The following is a 15,548-nucleotide window of genomic DNA, read 5'->3' as shown; positions in this document are numbered from 1 at the left end:
AGCTATCATCTAAATTGCACATCCGAATGTGCATTTTTGAAAATTATCTGCATTGTGAAAAATGCATTCGTAGTTAATGATGATCTTGAATATCCTCAAAGTAAAAATATTCCTCTTTGGTTATTTGGTTGTACGTATTGCTTTTATGCGGTAAGATATTTTGTGTGAATGATTTTCGTTAACTTCACTTCAAATTTCCTACCCCATGCTCATAGAAATTCCTGATAAAAAGAAAGCCCGTATTGTCATTATTGGTGGCGGTTTTGGCGGAATACAACTCGCCAAAATGTTCAAAAAAAGGGATGTTCAGGTTGTTATTGTTGACAAGAATAATTACCACACTTTTCAACCATTGATGTATCAAGTTGCAACGTCTGCCTTAGAAGCGGAATCCATTGCATATCCTATCAGAAAAATTTTCAATAAATCTAAAAACATCTATTTCAGATTAGGAGAGGTGACAAATATTGATCATCAAAAAAAAATTATTGAATTTGGTAATGATACACTGGAGTATGATTATCTGGTGATTGCTTCCGGAGCTAAGACAAACTATTTTGGCAATGAAGGCTTGACTATATCTGCAATGCCAATGAAAAGTATTCTTGAGTCACTTGATTTGCGCACTATGTTATTGCAAAATTTTGAACATGCACTACTCATAAACAACGAGAGAAAGAAACAAGGCATGCTCAATGTTGTGATTGCAGGTGCAGGACCAACCGGTGTTGAATTAGCAGGTGCTTTAGGTGAACTCAAACGCTCTGTTTTTCCAAAGGATTATCCTGAACTTGATCTATCAAAAATGAATATCTATCTGGTTCAAAGCGGTGATCGCGTTTTGCCTATGCTCTCGCAAAAATCATCTGAAAAGGCAAAGCGATATCTTGAAAAACTTGGAGTGACAGTGGTATTGAAAACACGCGTACTTGATTTTTTTGGTGACTACGTTCAAACAAATACCGGTCAAGATATCATTGCACGCACACTGATATGGACAGCCGGTGTTACAGGAAATCCCGTTGAAGGCCTTCCTAAAGAATCTATCAACAAAGGTGAACGAATTTTGGTTGATGAATTCAATCAAGTAAAAGGTATGGAAAATGTATTTGCAATAGGTGACTGTGCCTGCATGATTCAAACTGATTATCCTAACGGACATCCGCAAGTAGCGCCGGTGGCCATGCAACAAGGTAAGTTGTGCGGAAAAAATTTGCTCAATAAAATTGTCTATAACAAACCGATGCAATCCTTTAAATACAAAGACAAAGGCGCTATGGCAACGGTAGGTAAAAATAAAGCTTTGGTTGAAATGGGTAAACTCAAACTAGGTGGTGCATTTGCTTGGTTTATCTGGATGGTAGTTCACCTAATGTCACTAGTTGGATTCAGAAATAAAATTATCACCACCTTTAACTGGGTGCGCAATTATTTCAACTCTGATAGAGGTTTGCGCTTAATCATTACACAATTTGACTTACAAGAAGAAAAGAGAAAAAGACGCAAAGAATTTGAAGCTACTCAAATGACCAAATAATAATTTTTCTTCGTGAGCATTCAAGTTTTTTCTGCAAAATTACTGTCATCTGATTCAATTGAAAAAGATGAACTGTATTCTATCTTGATAAAAGCTTATGCTGAAACTGAAGATTTAATGTGGGGCGCTGATTATATCAGAATATCACGTGATGATTTTGAAAAATTCATTCAGCATGATCAATTCATGGTAGCAACATACAATGGGCATACAGCGGGTGGATTAAGAGTTTACAGAATTGATAAGGATATTTTTTCTTTTGGAACCTTTGGCGTAAGGTTTGATTTGTCAGGGCATGGCATTGGCCGGGTACTGATTGCTGAAGCCGAGCGCAAAGCAATACAAGCCGGGGCACTCAGCATGAAAATTGAAATTCTCAGGCCGGCGTCATTTGAAATTCCAATCAAAACTAAATTACATCATTGGTATACTTCTCTGGGGTATAAAATCACTCATACCATTGGTTTTGAAAAATTGTATCCTGACAAAGCTGCTCGGTTATTGACACCTTGTTTGTTTGACTTTTATGTCAAAAATCTTTGACAGACGGTTGAAATTCGTTGGATAAAACACGCTTAATTGGATTATTCAAACTCTTTGTGCAATTTTGCCGTATTATAAAGCAAAACAATTTTAGCTGATAATATTCGTTCAGTAACAAACTGAAGATTTTTATCCGGTAAAAAACCACTAAAACAACAACAAAATGAAAACAGTAAAATTATTTGCAGGATTAGTTATTGGCGCCAGCCTTTTATTCGCAGGATGCGAAAAATATGTTGACGGAGGTAAAGTGAATAAAGCCGAAGACAATCTCACCCGTACATGGCATTTAGATGCATATTACGTAAACGGAAATAACCTAACCGGTTCTATGATTGCTTCTGATTACATTGAAGTATATCAAACCAACGGAATTTATACACGAACCAGTAAAGACTCAGATGGAAATACGCTTGAGGTTGAAGGTACTTGGGCATTAGCTGAAGAAAACTCAAAAGTAATCCTTACAAATGCCGGTGTATTTGAGTTATCTGATGATCACCTGACGGTTACAATTGCTGAATACACAATCAATCAACTTACTGAAACTGATTTGTGGTACACATTTCTAGCTGACGGTGTTTCACACCAATTCAGACTTAAAGCTCATTAATAGTTTGTTGAATAAACAAGATGTAAAAAGCTGCCTTAGGGTGGCTTTTTTTTTAAGCACCTATTGATCAGCAATAACCAGAAGTTCAAAAAAAAATATATCACAAGAAATTCAAAACAATTAATTTAGCACAAAAATCAATTATCATGAGTGTAAGAAATCTTGAACCCAAAGCAGTGTGGAATTATTTTGAAGATTTAAATGCAGTGCCTCGTCCGTCAAAGAAGGAAGAACGCGTGCGTGAATTTATGGTGAATTTTGGTAAGTCTCTTGGCTTAGATACACAGGTTGATAAGATTGGAAATGTCATTATAAAAAAAGCAGCGTCAAAAGGTTTTGAAGCTAAGCCAACTGTGATTCTCCAATCGCATATTGACATGGTTCATCAAAAAAATTCAGCTACTGAGTTTGATTTTTCAACGCAGGGAATTCAATCATACATTGATGGTGAATGGGTAAAAGCAAAAGGTACAACCCTTGGTGCAGACAACGGAATGGGAGTAGCCGCTACCATGGCTGTTTTAGCAAGTAAAGATATTTCACATCCCGCTATTGAAGCTTTGTTTACCATTGATGAAGAGACAGGTATGACCGGAGCAAAAGAATTGGACGGCTCTCTGCTAAGCGGTAAAATTTTATTGAATTTGGATACCGAAGATGATGATGAATTTTCAGTTGGTTGTGCCGGTGGAATTGATACGAATACTTTTTATACCTATCAGCAAGAAAATGTTCCGGCTAATTTCAAAGCTATTGCCTTAGCATTAACAGGACTAAAAGGTGGTCACTCAGGTATGGATATTAATCTTGGTAGAGGAAATGCTAATTTACTGATGAATCGCTTAATTTATGCTGCTTCTCAAATTGCGGATTTAAGAATTGCAGAACTTACCGGCGGCAGCTTGCGCAATGCAATTCCGCGTGAAAGCCATGGCGTACTGGTTGTTGATAGTGCAAAAGCAGATATCGTTTTAAAGCAATTAAATAAATACGCTGAGATTATAAAAGGAGAATATCGCTTTACTGAACCTGATTTTAAATTTGAAGCGGCTGAAACAAAAATGAATGTTTCAAAAATGATTTCAAAAGCAGATCAGGATAAAGCTTTGCGTGCAATCTACACAACACCGAATGCGGTTTGGAAAATGAGTGAAACTATTCCGGGCTTGGTTGAAACTTCGTCATCGCTTGCAAAAGTGACATTTAAAGATGGAGAATTTACGACCCAATCACTTCAGCGCAGTATGGTTGAATCTGGTAAAGAAGATATAGCAAACGCAATACGCCTCACGTATGAACTTATAGGCGCGCGGGTAGTGCAAGATGGATCATACCCCGGTTGGGCTCCTGATCCTGATTCTCGCATTTTAAAAGTAATGGAGAAACAGTATGTGAGTTTATTCAAAGATCAGCCAAAAGTAAAAGCTTGTCATGCCGGTTTGGAGTGTGGAATTTTAGGTGAACATTTGCCTGGTTGTGATATGATTTCTTTTGGTCCTACTATTCGTAACCCACACTCTCCGGATGAAAAAGTCCATATTCAATCAGTACAAAAATTCTGGAACTTTTTACTTGAAGTACTGAACAATATTCCGTCAGCGAATTAATATGGCATTGCGCTCTGTTTTAATAGGTGTGATTTTGGTTATAACCGTTTCATGCAGAAAATATTTAAAACATGAACGCTGGATCGCCAACGCCACGTCTGACACGGTATTTGTTTTCAATCCTGATTTTGAGGACACCATTTTTATTGTTGCCCCTTCTCAAAAAACGCTCATCTACACGTACGAAATTCTTGACAAAAAAAACACCAATGAAATGTGCGCTTGGATGGGGGACACACTGTATATTGAGAACAGTAAAGATTCAGTCTGTGAAAAAAGTACCAGTCATGAGTACAATTGGAGTTCTGATATTTCTGGTGATGATCCGCGAATTCAGGTTTGCACTTTTACAATTTATCCTGATAATTTTTAATCTTATTTTAATCGGATAAATTCTTTTCCGGTGTCTGCCATTCTGATTTTTTTATGATCAGCAAGCCAACGCAGTGACTGCAATACATCTTCTCTTGAAACACGTGAAAAATTATTGAGTATTTCTGTTGTTTGATATTCCATCTTATGCGGCGCTTGTTCAAGATATAGCAGAATTTGGTTTGAAAGATTTTCTGTTTTTACATCTTGATTTTCTGCAAGACAAGCTGAACATTGCCCGCAAGGCAGCGAATTCACATCACCAAAATAATTCAATAATTCAACAGAACGACAAGTGCTTGTCTGCAGATAATGCACTACAGCTTTCATTTTTTCAAAAGCAAGTTCTTTTCGGTGATGATAAAAAGTAGGTGAAATAGCAAGGTGAGTATCCGGCACTCTTTCTGTGATGAAAGTAACATGAGGTTCTGAACTCTGCGGGGCATAATCAGCCAGTTCAAGTTTGGTCAAATAATTAAGTTTTTCAATCACTTCTGCTTTTGTTAAACCGGTTTTTTGAGCAATGATATATTCGTTGATATTTAAATAATCATCAAAGATGCCAATGTGTGAGCGCAATAAAAACTGAACAACGCGATTAATTTTTTCATCTTTAATTTGCTCTTTGTAAACATCTAACTGTGGTGCGGTGAGTTTTAATTTTGGAGGAACATAAATACCTTCTGAAAATTCAAGATATCCTGCAAGTTCAAGAAATTTAAACGCATTATAAGTCTCCATTAATTGCAGATCATACTTATTACAAAAATCATTAATTTCAATAGGATATTTTGTGTTTTTTCCTGCACCGAAGGCAATTTGAAGATGATTCCCCAGTGCATTATAAATTTGTTTGATGCGTTCAAGCGGAGGAAATTTTGTGTTTACTTTTTCAATAAGTTGATGAATATCTACTTCCTCAAAAAACAGAACTGCTTCAGCCGGTTTTTCATCTCTGCCCGCTCTGCCTGCTTCTTGAAAATATGCTTCAATTGTTTCAGGAATGTCATAATGTAAAACAAAGCGCACGTTTGATTTGTCAATGCCCATTCCAAACGCGTTGGTTGAAATAATTATTCGTGTTTTTTCTGTCACCCAATCATCTTGTTTTTGTCTTCGTGTAGCATGGTCTAAGCCTGCATGATAAAAATCTACACTAAAGTTTTTATGCATCAAATGCACGGCAAGTTCTTTAACCGCTTTACGCGTGCTGCAATAAATTATTCCGCACCCTGTATGCTGATGTAAAAACTCTTCAATTCTGTTTTTTTTATTGACCGTTAAAATGGTTGAATAAATCAAATTTGATCTGTAGAATGATTTCTGAATGACATGCTTTGCTTTGAACTCTAGTTTATCCTGAATGTCATCAACCACTTGAGGTGTGGCTGTTGCAGTAAGAGCAAGAACAGGTACCTGCGGTTTTATTTTTCGTATGGCTGATATTTCAAGATAAGGAGGTCTGAAATCATATCCCCATTGAGAAATGCAATGAGCTTCATCAACAGCAATGAGGTTTACATTCATTTTCTTAAATCGGGCAATGAACAATTCTGTTTTTAGGCGTTCAGGCGAAACATACAGTAATTTATAGTCACCATATATTACATTATCAAAAGCAGTATCTAACTGTTTTTTGTCAAGCCCGAAGTGATTGCCATGGCCTTGATGCCTCTTTTTTTAGATTGTCAACCTGATCATGCATTAATGCAATGAGTGGTGAAATGACAATGCATACACCCGGTTTTATTAATGCAGGTATTTGATAACAAACTGATTTCCCACCACCGGTGGGCAAAAGCGCTAAGGTATCTTGCCCATTCAAAACGGCCTGAATAATCTCTTCCTGTTTCTCTCTGAAAGCGGTGTACCCCCAATAGGCAGATAATATATCAACAGGATTTTTCAATTTGTTTGAAACTTAATTTGGTGACTGTAATTTAATTGAGCCAGATTTGCTAAATTAATTAAGAATGGGGATTCATTTTTTTTTGAGAGAAATAAGTTTTCACAGTTTTTTTCGGAATTATATTCCTTATATTCGCAAAGAACAAACAATACTATGGCTACAAGCACTGTAAACATCAAGGTTACAAAAACTCCGGCGTCTCGTATTCAGACTATAGATTTTAATAACCTGCCATTTGGAAAATATTTTGCTGATCACATGTTTGTGATGGATTATTCTGATGGCAAATGGGGAGAACCTCAAATTGTACCTTTCGGTAATATTGAAATTCACCCCGCAACTTCTGCCTTACATTATGGACAGTCTATTTTTGAAGGACTGAAAGCGCAGAAAAATGAAAAAGGAGAAGTGCTGGTATTCAGACCGGACATGAATGCTAAGCGATTCAAAGAATCTGCTGAACGCATGTGTATGGCTCCGGTTTCTGAAGAAATTTTTCTTGAAGGTATTAAAACCTTGATTGATCTTGATCGCGCATGGGTGCCTGATAAACCTGGCACTTCATTATACATTCGCCCTTTTTTATTTGCAACGGATGACTATGTTGGTATCAGACCATCTGAAAAATATAAATTCATGATCATCAATTGTCCGGTAGGAGCATATTACTCTGAGCCGGTGAAAGTGCGTATTGAAACATACTACACCCGTGCTGCTGAAGGCGGAGTAGGTCGTGTGAAAGCTGCAGGTAATTATGGCGCTTCATTATATCCCGCAAAATTAGGACAAGATAAAGGTTACCGTCAATTGTTATGGACTGATGCTAAAACACATTCTTTCATTGAAGAGTCAGGCACCATGAATGTTGCTTTTATGTTGAATGATGTACTTGTAACTCCTTCTGAAGAAAGTGATACTATTTTAAAAGGAATTACCAAACGCAGTGTGATTGAAGTGGCAAAAGATTGGGGGGTTAAAGTTGAAGAACGCAAAGTGAGTGTTGCAGAAATTATAGAGGCTATTGAAAAAGGCAAATTGCAAGATGCCTTTGGAATTGGTACTGCGGCTACTATTGCACCAATATCTGCCATTGGTTATCAAGATAAAGAATATGCTTTGCCTTCTATTGAATCAAGAACGTTTTCTAATAAAATATCACAGTATATAGCTGATTACAAAGCCGGAAAAGTAGAAGATAAATTTGGCTGGCTGATGAAAATCTAATTGAGAAACTGAATTATCATGAGGGGATTTGTACACCGCAGATCCCCTTTTTTTTTTTATACATGCGTTAAGATGAAAATATTTGGTCTCATCGGAAAAAAATTGGGGCATTCCTTCTCAAAAAAATACTTTGAAGAAAAATTCAAAAATCTTGGTGTTGATGCCAGTTATCTAAATTTTGAATTAGATGAAATAGCTGAAATAAAAAATGTTTTTACTCAAAATAATCTAACAGGCCTCAATGTTACTATTCCTTACAAATCTGCCGTAATTCCATTTCTTAATGAGGTAGATGAGAAAGCAAAAAATACCGGTGCTGTAAATTGTATCAAAATTAAAAATGGTAAAACCAAAGGATACAATACTGATTGTTTTGGCTTTGAGCAATTATTAAAACCTTTTCTTGAATCACAGCATCAAAGAGCTATTATACTTGGTACGGGTGGTGTTTCAAAGGCGGTGCAAATCGTGTTAAACGAATTAGGTATTGAGTTTATTTTAATTTCAAGATCACCCCAATATGAGAATGAATTCAGTTATGAAGACATCAATGAAATGATGATGAAAAATTGCAAGCTCATGATTCAAACTACCCCGGTTGGTATGTATCCCAATATTGACAATGCGCCTGAAATACCCTACAAATATTTTACATCAGAACATTTAGCAGTTGATCTAATTTATAATCCTGAAGAAACTGCGTTCATGCACAATGCAAAATCTTTTGGTGCAACTACCATCAATGGCATGACAATGCTGCACCAGCAGGCTGAAAAATCATGGCAGATATGGAATGATGATATGTTTTGATAAGGTATCATGACTAAAAACGCAGAAATAAAAAAAGACCTTCTGGTAGTGCTTGGACCAACTGCTTCAGGTAAAACACAACTTGCCTGCGCTGTGGCGGCAGAATTGCACGGTGAAATAATCAGTGCAGATTCTCGCCAAATATATAAATACATGGATATTGGTACCGGCAAAGATTTGAATGAATACACGGTGAATGAAAAAAAAATTCCTTATCACCTCATTGATATAAAAGAACCCGGATACCGTTATAACATAGCAGAATTTCAACTTGATTTTTTAAAGTCTGATGCGGATATCAGGGCACGCGGAAATCAACCTATTCTTTGCGGAGGCAGTGGACTGTATCTTGAAACAGCCTTGCGTGGCAATTCTTTTTTAGGCATACCGTCTGATGCTGTGTTTTATGAATCAATGAAAGAACTTGCTCCAGAAAAAATAGAAGAAGAATTGAAAAAAGTTCCGGCAGAAATATTGACTAAGTTGGGAGTGCAGACTTGGCACAGAAAAATTCGGGCTATTGAAATTGGAAATTTTTTGAAGATGAATCCGGATTGGAAGCCGGTTGAAAATCCCGGATTCAATGAGATAATAATTGGCACACATATCTCCCGTGAAGAGCGGCGAGAAAAAATTACTAACCGACTAACTTATCGTCTCAATCATGGTTTATATGAAGAGGCAGAATATCTTCTCAAAAATCACATCAGCTTTGATGACTTGGAGTATTATGGTTTGGAGTACAAATGGCTTGGAATGTACTTGCAAGGCGCCATTACAAAAAATGAATTGTTTGAAGGATTAAATATTGCCATTCATCAATTTGCCAAAAGACAAATGACGTGGTTCAGAAAAATGGAGGCAGATGGTTATGTGATTCATTGGATTGATACCAATCTTCCATTAGAAACTAAAGTTGCTCAAGTAAAAGAAATTTTCAGAAAGCAAGAATCACGCGCAAATTGATTCTTCGTCCGGTGAGGTAATTTGGTATTGAATAATACCGTCCCGCAATATCTTGCAGCCATTGATAAGACACAACATTGTTTACACCAAGTAAATTGAAAGCATCTAAACTAATGGTGAATTGTTCAAACGCATTTTGAAATTTGCTATTTGGTTTTTTTAATTTAGTATCAGCGTTCACCAAATCGTACATAAATCCTAAATCAAGACGTATATAAGGTTTGGTGCGCAACACATCTTTATATCGTTCATACGATGGAGGACCATAGGGTAGAGGTGTTCCAAAATTAAGATTGGCCGATACTTTGATATTCTCATATTTTGGCATTTTGTCCTGAAAAAATATTCCAAAGGTTACCAACTGATCAGTTGGGCGAGGAATCCATCCCGGTTCTTGATGAATAGAATCAACAACGGTTTGATTAAATGTGTAGCCTGGTAAAATGGTATCACCATCAGAATTGAGATAAATGTAATAATCATCATTTTCAATTTCTTCCATAGTTTTTAAAATTCCAATTCTGAAAAATGATTCAATACCTTTTACAAATTCGCCATTCACTTTTGCATCAAAACCGGTAGCATAAGCCACTGCATTATTTTCAGCATAATACCGTATTCTAACATTATCAATTTCATAAGGCACTACGTCCCACATGTATTTGTAATAAGCCTCAGCAGTAAATTTGAATGGGCGATTCCACATTTGAAAATAAATATCTGCCGCTATCACATTGTGCCATGATTTTTGTGAAACCACATCCGGATGAATGGTCCCATCAAGATATCGCATGGTGCGATAAAGAGGAGGTTGATAATATAAGCCTGAAGACAATCTATATTTCACATTTCGTCTTGTCAATGTAGTGTCATCAGTTATAAAATACATGCGTGGAGAATAACTAATGGTAAAACGCGGAGTAATCCAATACTCTTCATTAAATGTTCGATAACCACCTCGCACACCCCAGGTAACAGAAAGTTTTGAAGGACTGTCTTGCAAAGTATCTTGATAGATGATAAAAGTTTTTTCTTTGCCACTCCCTTGTTTGCGTTTCAAATTAAGGGCAACATCTTTTTTGCGAATAAAATTTTGGGTGAATTGATAGTGACCTGAAAACCGATACGATTCAACCAGATTATTTTGTTTTATCACATCACTTAATTCAATGGTTTCAGGATCTCCGGCAGGGATAACATAACCCGCAGAATCAATCAGATGCCACTCACTCAAAACGTCGTAGAAATATTCATATTGCGCGCGCACTCCCCAATTCATGTCACCTTGACGAATGGCTTTTTTTTCTTCAATTATTTTTTGAGCTAAATCAAATGTGCCGTCATAGTAAATATTTGCAATCCAAACTGTGAGGTCATTTCTGCCATGATCTAAAAATCCGCCAACACCTACATTGCTGGTTGAATCTCCAAATTCTTCTTTTGAGGGGTCAGTTTCCAATTCATTAATCCAATATTCACCCAGTACATCAAAATGTTCTTGTTCAACAGAATGAAAAAGCGAAGTACCAAAATTCATTTTCAGATTTTGATTAAATCGTTGCTCATATCCGGCAGCAACGGTGAAAGTTCTAAAACTGGTTTGCTCTTGTCCTTCAAAAAATACGCGCAATTGATAAGCTTCATTCACCGTGCCCCAGGAAGTAGTTCGTGAACTGGGAACAAATAAAAAATTATTGGAAGAGAAATGACCTAGCAGATATAACTTTCCATACGAATTTTCATCATTAAAATGCGTATAATAATTGGTGATTCCCTGCATGTCATAAAAAGTTGGATTATAATCACCCTTGGTAGGTAAACTATTCAACAGATATGAATTGGCCCGGTAACGGGCACCAATGATATAATTCCCGCGACGTCCGCTGTAAACATCTTCTAAATGAAATTGAGCCCCCATCAAACTAACTTGCACTGAGCCTGAAAATGACTGCGGTTCACGATATCTCACATCAAGCACAGATGATAAAACATCACCATACTGTGCATCAAAACCACCGGCTGAAAAATAAATGTTTTCTACAAATTCTCCATGTATAAAACTAAGTCCTTCCTGCTGTCCTGCGCGCACAATGAACGGGCGATAAATCTGAATGCCGTTTACGTAAATATCATTTTCATCATAATTCCCTCCACGCACATTATAATTTGAAGACAATTCATTATTGGATGAAACACCAATACCTGCAACTTTGATCAAATCTTCAAAGTTTCCGGTGGTGGTTGGCAGTCTTTTAATATCCACAGGAGGAAAGCCCTCAAAGCCTCCTGGTGGTTTGGTGTATTGAACATCAACCTGATTTAGAATTCTGGTGCCTAACTGAATATCTCCCAAATTCAAATTCTCACTCATCAATGCAAAATCTTGTACGTAATTATGGTGACCGCTAAAACTGATGTGAATGGTATAAACTGAATTAACGGGCAAGTCTATGATAAAGTTTCCTGATTCATCTGTTTGCCAACTCTGTCTGATGCCATCAATTTTAACCGTTGCCAAGGCAAGAGCTTGACCTTTTTCATTTACTACTCTTCCGCTCACTTGCACGGTTTGAGCCGCAAGCCAATGAGCTACAGATAAAAATAGTATTAGGACCAGGTTTTTCAAAGTTTGACAAAAGTAAGGAATAGACCGTGAATGCTTAACGCAAAGCAGCTTTCATTATTGCAAAGGAGGTTAAACTACTGGTTGTTAATAATTCTATTTAAGTAAAAATGGGCATTTATGCTCAATTAGGGCTAAATTTGAGGTTCATTTAAGAAACAGGAAATGGCACAACAAAAAGTCTCCTATACTGAAGAGAATATCCGTTCACTTGATTGGAAAGAACATATCCGCATGAGACCCGGTATGTATATAGGTAAGCTTGGTGATGGCGGGGCTGCAGATGACGGTATCTATGTTCTTGTAAAAGAGGTGATGGACAATTCTATTGATGAATTTGTGATGGGCAATGGAAAAAAAATTGAAGTCAAAATAAAAGACGGTCTTACATCAGTACGCGACTTTGGCAGAGGTATTCCTCTAGGAAAAGTAATTGATTGCGTTTCTAAAATCAACACCGGAGGGAAGTACGATTCAAAAGCATTTAAAAAATCAGTGGGGTTGAATGGGGTTGGTACCAAAGCGGTGAATGCGTTGAGTGATCATTTTGTGGTAGAATCATATCGTGAGGGGCAAAGAAAACGAGCATCCTTTACTAAAGGTGAATTACTTAAAGATGAAAAGGTTGCAAAAACAACTGAGAAAGACGGGACCTATATTGAGTTCATACCGGACGGATCTATTTTTAAAAATTTTAGTTTTCGCGCCCCGTATCTGCATAAATTATTTTGGAATTATTGTTACTTAAATCGTGGTTTGACCATTCATTTCAATGGTGAAAAATTTATTTCAGAAAATGGTTTACAAGATTTGCTGCAAGATAACATGGAGAGTGAACCACTTTATCCAATCATACATCTTGAAGGAGAAGACATTGAAATTGCCTTTACTCACATACGCTCATACGGTGAAAACTATTATTCATTTGTAAACGGACAACATACCACACAAGGAGGTACTCATTTATCCGCCTTTAGAGAAGCTGTTGCAAAGGTGATTAAAGATTTTTACGGAAAAAATTATGAGGCCGTTGATATTCGCCAATCTATTGTTGCGGCAATATCTATCAAAGTTATTGAGCCGGTATTTGAATCGCAAACTAAGACTAAACTGGGATCTCAAGAAATTGAGCCAAATGGTAAATCTATACGCACTTTTGTGATGGATTTTTTAAAGGAGAAATTGGATAATTTCCTCCATAAAAATCCTGAAATTGCTGATACACTTGAGAAAAAAATACGTGAATCAGAGCGTGAACGCAAAGAATTGTCAGGCATTCAAAAATTAGCCAGAGAGCGTGCAAAAAAAGCAAATCTTCACAATAAAAAATTACGTGATTGTCGTTTACATTTAAATGATCCAAAAGTAGAAAGGGGAGAAGAGACCACTATCTTTATTACGGAGGGTGATTCAGCTTCTGGTTCAATAACTAAATCACGAGATGTAGGAACACAAGCGGTTTTTAGTTTGCGCGGTAAGCCCTTGAATTCGTATGGTCTTACCAAAAAAGTAGTTTATGAAAATGAAGAATTTAATTTGCTGCAGGCTGCGTTAAACATTGAAGACAGCATTGAAGATTTGAGATATAACAACGTTGTAATTGCTACTGATGCCGATGTTGACGGTATGCACATCCGCTTGCTTTTGCTTACTTTTTTTCTTCAGTTTTTTCCTGATTTGGTAAGAAAAGGACATGTTTATATTTTACAAACTCCTTTATTCAGGGTACGAAATAAAAAAGAAACCATCTATTGTTATTCTGATGAAGAGCGTCTTGCTGCCATTGAAAAGCTAGGTAAAAATCCTGAAATAACCCGCTTCAAAGGGCTTGGAGAAATATCACCAGACGAGTTTAAGAATTTTATTGGACCAGACATGCGTCTTGACCCTGTAATGATTGGAAAAGATGCGCGTATTGAAGATGTACTTGAATATTACATGGGGAAAAACACACCTTCAAGGCAAGAATTTATTATTGACAACTTGCGCGTGGAAGAAGTGTTGTAATTCACTCCCACAAAGTTTTTATTTCAATCGTACATCGCTTCACCGGATTCACCAGTCCATACTTTTTATGTATGGTTGAAAATTCCAATGAGAGTAAATCATGAACAGTAAAATATTGCTGAATTCCTTTGAGTGAAACGCTTGGAAAGAAATCAGGGTCATGACAGATTGTGCCATTTGTTTTCAATTCTCCGGTTGAATCAGTAAGTGAATATTTAATCAAGCAGAGACCGTACTCGTCAGTGCAATCAAAACCGGTTTCATCCGTTAATTTAAGCCAAATGAAATCGTGTCCGGGTGCTGAACTGGCAATGGTTATTGTCAATTCAGGTAAGGTGACAACTTGATATGTTTTCTCATAGGTTATTTTTTCATTAGATGCTGTCTTAATCACGAAACGGATTGTACACGAACCCGTTTTAAGAGGAATCAAATCAACTTCTTGATGTTCCTTGTCCGTTCTGACAATATTGAAATCAGGTGCAATTACCTTGAATGATTTTATTTGTGATACGTTTTCCAAACTTGGCATCATAGCATTGCTCAAATAAAAAGTATTTTGCTTATTCAATTCAAGATAAAGGGACTCACTTTCACACGTGTTCCTTTCTCTTTCAATAAATCTTTGGCTATGTGCCTGGGAAACAAAAAAAAATGCCAGCAGAAAAATACCGGCATTTTGAAATGATTTGATTAACATTTATTTTTTCTTTTTTGAGGTATTTCCTTTTCCGTTGTTATTCTCTGAATTACCACCATTATTGGATTTAGACGAATTATCTTTTTTAGTTTTTGATTTTTCTTTTAGCGCATGAAACTCAGGTGATCCCGGCTTAATTCCCATTTGCTGAGCAATGTAGCCCCAACCTTTATCACGGTTTTGCTCATACACATCAATGACTTCCTCAATAGGTTTGTTTACTGCACTTGAAATTTCTAAGGCTAAAAACATTTCTCCCGGCTCCATATTGATAGATACCATGTAATCTAAATTTTTTGACGTAACGCCAAACGTATTCATCAAATCAGTTTTGAATGCTGAAAGATCATTTTTAGCACTGGTATTGATGACATTTAAGTCAGCATCCAGATCAGCATCGCCGGTATTAAAAGAAATCTGTGCATTCATTTGACAGGCAAATGCAATGAACAAAACAGAAAGTAATAATTTCATAGTAAAAATGGTTTTGTGAAACTAAGCTACAAATTTTATTCCATGTATAAGAATTTTGCCTGAAAATTCATCCTGACAATGGGGGAACTGATCTGTTAATTCCAAAATTCAGTCGTCTTTTTTCTATTTTCATGGCTGTCAGTTGAGATAATCCTCTAAATTT

General features: G+C 36.6%; 14 protein-coding genes. 9 read left to right on the top strand and 5 right to left on the bottom strand.

The annotated features are described in order from the left end of the window. The first annotated feature begins 205 nt into the window (after positions 1-205). From IPH66_07985 to IPH66_07965, 5 genes are all read left to right on the top strand, one after another. Positions 206-1,537, top strand: coding sequence for an NAD(P)/FAD-dependent oxidoreductase (locus IPH66_07985; GenBank protein MBK7129283.1), 1,332 nt, complete (start codon positions 206-208; stop codon positions 1,535-1,537). A 12-nt stretch (positions 1,538-1,549) separates the two neighbouring features. Next, positions 1,550-2,080: a GNAT family N-acetyltransferase gene (locus tag IPH66_07980; protein MBK7129282.1), complete on the top strand. Its 531-nt coding sequence runs from the start codon at positions 1,550-1,552 to the stop codon at positions 2,078-2,080. Positions 2,081-2,243: 163 nt separating this feature from the next. Further along, complete coding sequence (locus IPH66_07975; GenBank protein MBK7129281.1) at positions 2,244-2,693, top strand: hypothetical protein; 450 nt, start codon at positions 2,244-2,246, stop codon at positions 2,691-2,693. A 146-nt stretch (positions 2,694-2,839) separates the two neighbouring features. Next, complete coding sequence (locus IPH66_07970; GenBank protein ID MBK7129280.1) at positions 2,840-4,300, top strand: aminoacyl-histidine dipeptidase; 1,461 nt, start codon at positions 2,840-2,842, stop codon at positions 4,298-4,300. Position 4,301: 1 nt separating this feature from the next. After that, positions 4,302-4,673 carry a hypothetical protein gene (locus IPH66_07965; GenBank protein MBK7129279.1) on the top strand — a complete coding sequence of 124 codons (372 nt, stop codon included), beginning with the start codon at positions 4,302-4,304 and terminating at the stop codon, positions 4,671-4,673. Positions 4,674-4,675: 2 nt separating this feature from the next. On the opposite strand, the gene IPH66_07960 is transcribed toward IPH66_07965, so the two are convergent. Further along, positions 4,676-6,199: a RecQ family ATP-dependent DNA helicase gene (locus IPH66_07960; protein MBK7129278.1), complete on the bottom strand. Its 1,524-nt coding sequence runs from the start codon at positions 6,197-6,199 to the stop codon at positions 4,676-4,678. A 112-nt stretch (positions 6,200-6,311) separates the two neighbouring features. Next, positions 6,312-6,581 (bottom strand): DEAD/DEAH box helicase, encoded by a 270-nt coding sequence (locus IPH66_07955; protein MBK7129277.1) that lies wholly within the window; start codon positions 6,579-6,581, stop codon positions 6,312-6,314. Positions 6,582-6,734: 153 nt separating this feature from the next. Here IPH66_07955 and IPH66_07950 point away from each other — a divergent pair, with 153 nt between their 5' ends. The 3 genes from IPH66_07950 (at position 6,735) to miaA (ending at position 9,581) form a co-directional block, all read left to right on the top strand. Continuing rightward, entirely contained in the window at positions 6,735-7,805 is a 1,071-nt protein-coding gene (locus tag IPH66_07950; protein ID MBK7129276.1) for a branched-chain amino acid aminotransferase, read from the top strand. 72 nt (positions 7,806-7,877) lie between these two features. Further along, positions 7,878-8,615, top strand: a complete 738-nt coding sequence (locus IPH66_07945) for a shikimate dehydrogenase (GenBank protein MBK7129275.1) — start codon at positions 7,878-7,880, stop codon at positions 8,613-8,615. 9 nt (positions 8,616-8,624) lie between these two features. Further along, a complete protein-coding gene (gene miaA, locus IPH66_07940) occupies positions 8,625-9,581 on the top strand; it encodes a tRNA (adenosine(37)-N6)-dimethylallyltransferase MiaA (GenBank protein MBK7129274.1) in 957 nt (318 codons plus the stop codon). Here the strand turns inward: miaA and IPH66_07935 are convergent. After that, positions 9,553-12,207 carry a TonB-dependent receptor gene (locus IPH66_07935; GenBank protein MBK7129273.1) on the bottom strand — a complete coding sequence of 885 codons (2,655 nt, stop codon included), beginning with the start codon at positions 12,205-12,207 and terminating at the stop codon, positions 9,553-9,555. The two genes, miaA and IPH66_07935, sit on opposite strands and share 29 nt — an antisense overlap. Positions 12,208-12,369: 162 nt before the next feature. On the opposite strand from IPH66_07935, the gene IPH66_07930 reads away from it, so the two are divergent. Next, on the top strand, positions 12,370-14,211 hold the full coding sequence (locus tag IPH66_07930; GenBank protein ID MBK7129272.1) for a type IIA DNA topoisomerase subunit B: 1,842 nt from the start codon (positions 12,370-12,372) through the stop codon (positions 14,209-14,211). Between the two features lies 1 nt (position 14,212). Here the strand turns inward: IPH66_07930 and IPH66_07925 are convergent, their stop codons facing one another. Beyond that, complete coding sequence (locus tag IPH66_07925; GenBank protein ID MBK7129271.1) at positions 14,213-14,911, bottom strand: hypothetical protein; 699 nt, start codon at positions 14,909-14,911, stop codon at positions 14,213-14,215. Further along, on the bottom strand, positions 14,912-15,385 hold the full coding sequence (locus IPH66_07920; protein ID MBK7129270.1) for a hypothetical protein: 474 nt from the start codon (positions 15,383-15,385) through the stop codon (positions 14,912-14,914). Positions 15,386-15,548: the final 163 nt, after the last annotated feature.

It is taken from the genome of Crocinitomicaceae bacterium, assembly GCA_016708105.1.
Taxonomy (GTDB): Bacteria; Bacteroidota; Bacteroidia; order Flavobacteriales_D; family Crocinitomicaceae; genus JADJGJ01.
Note: the sequence above shows the minus strand (reverse complement) of the source record. Positions and strands in the feature narration are given on the sequence as shown.

Bases quoted from the DNA above. Each gene is read 5' to 3' on its own strand.
- IPH66_07985 (MBK7129283.1), top strand. From the start codon at position 206: ATGCTCATAGAAATTCCTGATAAAAAGAAAGCCCGTATTGTCATTATT.
- IPH66_07975 (MBK7129281.1), top strand. From the start codon at position 2,244: ATGAAAACAGTAAAATTATTTGCAGGATTAGTTATTGGCGCCAGCCTT.
- IPH66_07970 (MBK7129280.1), top strand. From the start codon at position 2,840: ATGAGTGTAAGAAATCTTGAACCCAAAGCAGTGTGGAATTATTTTGAA.
- IPH66_07965 (MBK7129279.1), top strand. From the start codon at position 4,302: ATGGCATTGCGCTCTGTTTTAATAGGTGTGATTTTGGTTATAACCGTT.
- IPH66_07960 (MBK7129278.1), bottom strand. From the start codon at position 6,199: ATGAATGTAAACCTCATTGCTGTTGATGAAGCTCATTGCATTTCTCAA.
- IPH66_07950 (MBK7129276.1), top strand. From the start codon at position 6,735: ATGGCTACAAGCACTGTAAACATCAAGGTTACAAAAACTCCGGCGTCT.
- IPH66_07945 (MBK7129275.1), top strand. From the start codon at position 7,878: ATGAAAATATTTGGTCTCATCGGAAAAAAATTGGGGCATTCCTTCTCA.
- miaA (MBK7129274.1), top strand. From the start codon at position 8,625: ATGACTAAAAACGCAGAAATAAAAAAAGACCTTCTGGTAGTGCTTGGA.
- IPH66_07930 (MBK7129272.1), top strand. From the start codon at position 12,370: ATGGCACAACAAAAAGTCTCCTATACTGAAGAGAATATCCGTTCACTT.
- IPH66_07925 (MBK7129271.1), bottom strand. From the start codon at position 14,911: ATGTTAATCAAATCATTTCAAAATGCCGGTATTTTTCTGCTGGCATTT.
- IPH66_07920 (MBK7129270.1), bottom strand. From the start codon at position 15,385: ATGAAATTATTACTTTCTGTTTTGTTCATTGCATTTGCCTGTCAAATG.